This window comes from Streptomyces sp. NPDC020192 (genome assembly GCF_044388685.1).
Taxonomy (GTDB): domain Bacteria; phylum Actinomycetota; class Actinomycetes; order Streptomycetales; family Streptomycetaceae; genus Streptomyces.
In genome coordinates, this window is record NZ_JBIRXG010000087.1 from 1 (window position 1) to 6,228 (window position 6,228).

Sequence of the window (6,228 nt, forward strand, 5' to 3'; positions counted from 1 at the left end):
GCCGCTGGGAACCCAACAAGCTCCGCCTGCGACTGTTCTGCGCCGCCGCCCAACTCGTGAACACCGGACGCCGCCGCCGGCTCCGCTGCACCGCCCGATGGCCCTGGACCGACGTCATCACCCACGCGACCGACAGGCTCCACACTCTCCCGAACCCCGGCTGACCGGCAACTCTGACCGTCCCGACAACCCGCACCACCCCTACCGGCGAAGTGGAACCCGGTGCCCACCCGACGCGAGAGCCGGGCCCTCAGCCTGCCCCACCCACGAAAAACCCCACCCCACAGATACAACGTCCCCGTCAGCAAGCTGACGGGGACTCATGAAGGATCGAGGTTAGGTGCGCTTGGCGCCGCATGCCGGTTGTTGGCGCCGAAACGACCAGGGGCCCGAGAATCCCGATGTCCAATGCTTCCCCCCCGGAAATGGCGTGCATAGGGAGTGGATTCGAGTGTCCGGTGCGTGTGGAATGTGAATTCGATGGAGCCGTTCGCGGCGCCGCGAACGGCCGCCCTCGTCCGCGGAGCCGCCACGGGCCGCTCAGGGCAGAGCGACCACCATGGCGGCGTGCGTCAGACCGGCCCCGAAGCCGACGAGCAGGGCGAGGTCGCCGCTGTCCGCCGAGCCCCGGGCCAGCAGGCGTTCCATCGCCAGCGGGATGGAGGCCGCCGAGGTGTTGCCGGTGTCCGTCACGTCCCGGGCCACGGCCACGTGCGGCGGCAGGCCGAGCGCGGTCGCGGCCGCGTCGACGATGCGCAGGTTGGCCTGGTGGGGGATGAACGCGGCCAGCTCCGAGGTCTCGGTCCCGGCCGCGGCGAGTGCCCGGCGGCACACCTGCGGGACGGTTCCGATCGCCCACCGGTAGACGCTGGGGCCGTTCATCCGCAGGGTCGGCCACGTGGCCTTGCCGTCCCGCAGTTCCAGCCACGAACCGGAGTGCGCGATGGCCTCCTTGTGCCGGCCGTCGGAACCCCAGACCACCGGGCCGATCCCGGGGGTGTCGGCGGGGCCGACCACCACGGCCCCGGCCCCGTCGCCGAACAGGAACGCCGTGGCCCGGTCCCGCAGGTCGATGATGTCGCTCATCTTCTCCGAGCCGACCACCACCACACACCGGCTGGTCCCGGCCCTGACCAGGGCGTCGGCCACCGCCAGCGCGTGGCAGAAGCCGGCGCAGGCCGCGCTCACGTCCATCGCGCCCGCGGACCCGGCACCCATCAGGTGCGCTATCTGTGGCGCGGCGGCGGGGGACTGCTCCAGATGGGACATGGTGGCCAGCAGGACCATGTCCACGTCCTCGGCGGCCATCCCGGCCTGGGCGAGCGCCTTGAGCGACGCGGCGACCGCCATGCTGACCACGGTCTCGTCCGCTTCGCCGAAGCGGCGCGCGGCGATCCCGGAGTGTCGGCGGATCCACTCGTCACTGGAGTCGATCAACTCCGCGAGCTCGTCGTTCGGCACCACCCGGCCCGGCCGGTAGGCGCCGACTCCCAGAATCCGGGAGCCGGCGACCGCGGGGGCCGTGATGACCTCGCCGGTCATCCCGCCTCCCGCGCCGGTGTCGGGCCGAACTCGCCGTCGAGGTAGCGGCTTCGGGCCAGCCGGCGCTGCACCTTGCCGCTGGAGGTCTTCGGCAGCGCCCCGCGGCGGAGCAGCACGATCTCGTCGATCCGCAGCCGCTGCCGGTCCCACACCGCCTCGCGTACCCGGGCCCGCAGCGCGTCGGCACCGCCGTTGCGCAGAGCCCGGCCGTCGGCCTCCACCAGCAGGACCAGACGCTCGGCCTGTCCGTCGTCGAGGGAGAAGGCCGCGGCGCAGTTGGGGTGCAGCGCCTGGTCCGACACCTCGGCCGACAACTCGATGTCCTGCGGGTAGAAGTTGCGGCCCTGGTGGATGACCATGTCCTTCAGCCGGCCTGTCACGAAGACCTCGCCGCCGTGCAGGAAGCCCAGGTCACCCGTGCGCAGCCAGGTGCCGCGCGCCTCCTGCCCGGCGATCCGGGCGCCGAAGACCTCGGAGGTGTCCGCCTGCCGCCCGTGGTAACCGCGGGCGACGCAGGGGCCGTTGATCCAGATCTCGCCGACCCGGTCGGCCGGCTGCTCCGCGCCGGTGCCGGGATCCACGATGGCCACGAGCGAGGTGGGTACGGTCGCCCCGCACCCCACCAGCGGCACACCCTCCGACTCCGGGCCGGCCAGCGGCACCACCCGGCTCTCCTGGAGCGCCTCGGCGTCGAGCCGGAGCAGTGTGGGGACGCGGTCCTCCGGGCTGCCGCTGAGCTTCAGGGTGTTCTCGGCCAGGCCGTACCCCGGGCACATGGCCTCCGGACGGAACCCCGCCGGGGCGTACGCCTCGGTGAAGGCCCGTACCGTCGCCCAGCGCACCGGCTCGGCGCCGTTGACCGCCACCCGCCAGGAGGAGAGGTCGAGTCCGGGGGAGAGGCCGGTGTCGGCGGCCGAGCGCGCGCACAGCTCGTATGCGAAGCTGGGCGCGGCGGCATGGGTGCCGCGGAACCGCGAGATCGCCTCCAGCCAGCGGGCCGGCCGCCGGATGAACGCCTGCGGGGCCATCAGGTAGGCGGGGACGCCCGAGAAGAGGGGCATCACCACACCGAACAGCAGCCCCATGTCATGGAAGAGCGGCAGCCAGTTGACCACGGTCCCGTCGGAGCAGACGGGCCACAGCTCGACGGTCTCGGCCACGTTGCTGCGGAAGTTGGCGTGCGTGACCTCGACGCCCTTCGGGTCCCCGGTGGAGCCGGAGGTGTACTGGAGCAGCGCGATGTCGTCCGGCCCCGGGGGCCGCCCGGCCCAGTCGTCGGCCGAGTGGTCCCGCATCGACTCGGTGTTGAGCAGGGTCAGCCCGGTCAGCAGGTCACCGAAGCGCTCCTCCAGCTCCCGCTTGACGGTGGCCGTGGTGAGAATCGTCGTCGCGCCCGCGTCGTCGGCGATGCGGCGCACCCGTTCCATGCCGCTGCGCCTGGTCGGCACCTGTACGGGGGCGCCCGCGATCCCGGCGTACATGCACGCGAGCAGCGTCGAGACGAACTCCAGGCCCGACGGGTACAGCAGGACGGCCGTGCCGCCGCTGTGCCCCGCTGCCTCCAGAGCGGCCGCGCGGGTCCGGGCCGCTCTGTCGAGCTGGCCGTAGGTCAGGCTCTCCTCGGGGACCTCGCCGTCGCGCAGGAACACATAGGCGACGCTGTCGGGCTGCTTCTCGCCCCGCACCCGCAACGCCTCGGGCAGGGTGGTGGCGACCTCGGCCAGTAACGTGAATTCCATGGCGGTCACGTGTGGCACACCTCCTCTCGCGGACCCCGTTACTGCGCGGACCTGAGCGGGTTGAGCGTCTGCTCACCCAGCCGGGCACGTAGCTCGTGGTCGGTGACGCCGAGACCCTCCTCGGGCGCCATGCAGAGCACGCCGACCTTGCCCGTGTGGGCGTTCTTCTGCACGAGCCGGGTGGCCTCGCCCGCCTCGGCGAGGGGGTACACCGCGGAGAGGACCGGGGAGAGCTTGCCCAGCGCGCTCAGCCGCATCGTCTCGGTCGCCTCGCGGAGGTTCATCCCGTGGCAGCCGATGACGCGCTTGAGGTTCATCCAGAAGTAGCGGTTGTCGTAGTTGTGCTCGAAGCCGGAGCTCGAACCGCAGGTGACGATGGCGCCGCCGCGGCGGGCCACGATGACCGACATGCCGAAGGTGGCCCTGCCGACGTAGTCGAAGACGATGTGCGGGTCCTCGCCCACCGCCTCGCGGATGGCCCGGCCGAGCCGCTTGGCGAGCTTCACCGTCGCCGGGCCCGGCTCCGGCTGGACGCCGATCCCGATCTCCTCGCGGTTGATCACGGCCTCGCAGCCGAGCTTGCGGGCGATCTCCGCCTTGTGCTCCGAGCTGACCACACCGATCGGGATGCCGCCGCCGTTCTTGACCATCTGGACGGCGAACGAGCCGAGCCCGCCCGTCGCGCCCCAGATCAGGACGATGTCGCCCAAGTTCATCCGGGCGCCGTGCTCACCGATCAGCATCCGGTAGGAGGTGCCGCCGCACAGCGGGATACAGGCGGCCTCTTCCCAGGTCAGGTGGGCCGGCTTGGGCATCAGCTGGCTGGAGCGGACCAGGGTGTAATGGGCGAGACCGCCGAAGTTGGTCTCGTATCCCCACGCCTGCATGTCGGAGAGCATGCTGTCCGCGTGGGTCCGCGGGTCCTCGGCGTCCGCCACCAGGGGGGCGACGGAGACGTGGTCGCCCACCTTCCACCGGCGCACACCGGAACCGACCCGTACGACGACGCCCGCCGCGTCCGAGCCAAGCACGTGGAACGGCTGGTCGTGCCGCGCGTTCCAGCCGCCCGCCTTGGCCATCCGCTTCAGCGCGTCGAAGGTCGAGATGGGCTCGAACATCGCGGACCAGACGGTGTTGTAGTTGATGGAGCTGGCCATCACGGCCACCAGCACCTCGTCGGGCGCCAGCTCCGGCATCGGCACCCGGCCTACGCGCACCGACTTGCGCACGTCCTTGCTGGCGCTGTCCATGTCCATGAATATGCCGGCGTCCTCTTGTCGCAGATGGGCGGCAAGAAAGTCGTCGGGGACCGGAATGCGACTCAATTCATCCGGGTCGGCGCCCCGGAGAACTGCCTCGGTCATGGGTTCCATGTAGCCTCACTTCGGGCCGGATGCAATTCCTGGCATGCAGGATGACGGGGGCGAAGCTACGGGATACCGATTCCGATCGACACCCCTATGATTCAACCCCTTACGCAGCCCTGCGAGCGGCACCGCAGATACCGGTGTCGCCCTTTTCTGCACCCGGCACCGTCCGCGGTTGAATGGCGCGGCGCCGCGCGGGACCGATTCCCGGCGCCTACTCCTCAGTACGGCCGGATCGATCGTCGCGTGCCCACATCGCCGGCCGGAACCCCTAACTCCCTGTCCGAGGTTCACCCCTAGTCCGAGGTTCACCCCTAACGCTCCCTCGGTCCCCTTCTGTCGCTCCGGGCCAGTTCACACGGCATCCGTCGACCGCCGTCAACCCCCCACCACGGAAGTCCGCCGGGCCGGCCGTCGCGGGCGGCGCCGCTGCCCAGGGTAAGCAGTGCGACCCATATAAGGTCGTCATCAATTACGGAGCATTAGGGGCCGATAGGGGGCCCGGGACAGTTGGAGGCCGGGGTAGCTTGCCTGGAAAGCGGGACGCCGTGTACGCCTGACATTGAGATCGATTACGGTTTCTGAGACTTTTTATTTTCTTGATATGCCGACCCTGCATCGGACGTCCGCCAGCTCGGGGCCGTGGGAGCGATAATGAGTGACGACAAGTCCTTCGAGTATCTGAAGAAAGTCACTTCAGAGCTCAAGCGTACCCGCCACCGACTCTCGGAACTCGAGTCGAAAAACAAGGAGCCGCTCGCCATCGTGGGCATGGCGTGCCGTTTCCCGGGCGGTGTGGCCGGGCCTGACGACCTGTGGAGTCTGGTCGCCTCGGGCACCGACGCGGTGTCGCTCTTCCCGGCGGACCGCGGCTGGGACATCGACGAGCTGTACGACCCGACGGGGGACCGCCCCGACACCTCGCTCACCCGCGAGGGCGGCTTCCTGACCGCCGCCGCGGACTTCGACTCCGGGTTCTTCGGCATCTCCCCCCGCGAGGCCCTGGCGATGGACCCGCAGCAGCGGCTGATGCTGGAGGTGTCCTGGGAGGCCCTCGAACACGCCGGCATCGACCCGCGCACCCTCGCCGGCACGTCGACCGGCGTGTTCACCGGCCTGATGTACCACGACTACCCGGCCTCCGATCAGCCGGACGCCGCCGACGGCACCGGCTCCGCCGGCCTCGGCGCCAACGGCGCCGTCGCCTCCGGCCGGGTGTCCTACGTGCTGGGCCTGGAGGGCCCGGCGGTGACGGTGGACACGGCGTGCTCGTCGTCGCTGGTGGCCATGCACTGGGCCGGCCAGGCGCTGCGCTCGGGCGAGTGCTCCCTCGCCCTGGCCGGCGGGGTGACCGTGATGGCCACCCCGAGCACGTTCGTGGAGTTCAGCCGACAGGGCGGCGGCGTGTCACCCGACGGCCGGTGCAGGGCGTTCGCCGAGACGGCCGACGGCACCGGGTTCAGCGAGGGCATCGGCATCGTGGTGCTGGAGCGCCTCTCGGACGCCCGGCGCAACGGGCACGAGGTCCTCGCCGTGGTGCGGTCCAGCGCGGTCAACCAGGACGGCGCCTCCAACGGCCT

The 6,228-nt window shown here is 70.8% G+C and carries 4 protein-coding genes; 1 reads left to right on the top strand and 3 read right to left on the bottom strand.

Going from position 1 to position 6,228, the window contains the following annotated elements:
• Positions 1-540: 540 nt before the first annotated feature.
• The 3 genes from ACH47Z_RS46785 to ccrA are packed head-to-tail and all read right to left on the bottom strand — an operon-like array spanning position 541 to position 4,654.
• A complete protein-coding gene (locus ACH47Z_RS46785) occupies positions 541-1,542 on the bottom strand; it encodes a beta-ketoacyl-ACP synthase III (protein ID WP_399086633.1) in 1,002 nt (333 codons plus the stop codon).
• Positions 1,539-3,281, bottom strand: coding sequence for a fatty acyl-AMP ligase (locus tag ACH47Z_RS46790; RefSeq protein ID WP_399086642.1), 1,743 nt, complete (start codon positions 3,279-3,281; stop codon positions 1,539-1,541). Before ACH47Z_RS46790 ends, ACH47Z_RS46785 begins: the two co-directional genes overlap by 4 nt.
• 38 nt (positions 3,282-3,319) lie before the next feature.
• Positions 3,320-4,654: a crotonyl-CoA carboxylase/reductase gene (gene ccrA, locus ACH47Z_RS46795; protein ID WP_399086636.1), complete on the bottom strand. Its 1,335-nt coding sequence runs from the start codon at positions 4,652-4,654 to the stop codon at positions 3,320-3,322.
• A gap of 648 nt (positions 4,655-5,302) precedes the next feature.
• Between ccrA and ACH47Z_RS46800 the strand changes: the two genes are divergently transcribed.
• A partial coding sequence (locus ACH47Z_RS46800) for a beta-ketoacyl synthase N-terminal-like domain-containing protein (protein WP_399086639.1) occupies positions 5,303-6,228 on the top strand: 926 nt, incomplete at its 3' end.

Bases quoted from the DNA above. Each gene is read 5' to 3' on its own strand.
- ccrA (WP_399086636.1), bottom strand. From the start codon at position 4,654: ATGGAACCCATGACCGAGGCAGTTCTCCGGGGCGCCGACCCGGATGAA.
- ACH47Z_RS46790 (WP_399086642.1), bottom strand. From the start codon at position 3,281: ATGGAATTCACGTTACTGGCCGAGGTCGCCACCACCCTGCCCGAGGCG.
- ACH47Z_RS46785 (WP_399086633.1), bottom strand. From the start codon at position 1,542: ATGACCGGCGAGGTCATCACGGCCCCCGCGGTCGCCGGCTCCCGGATT.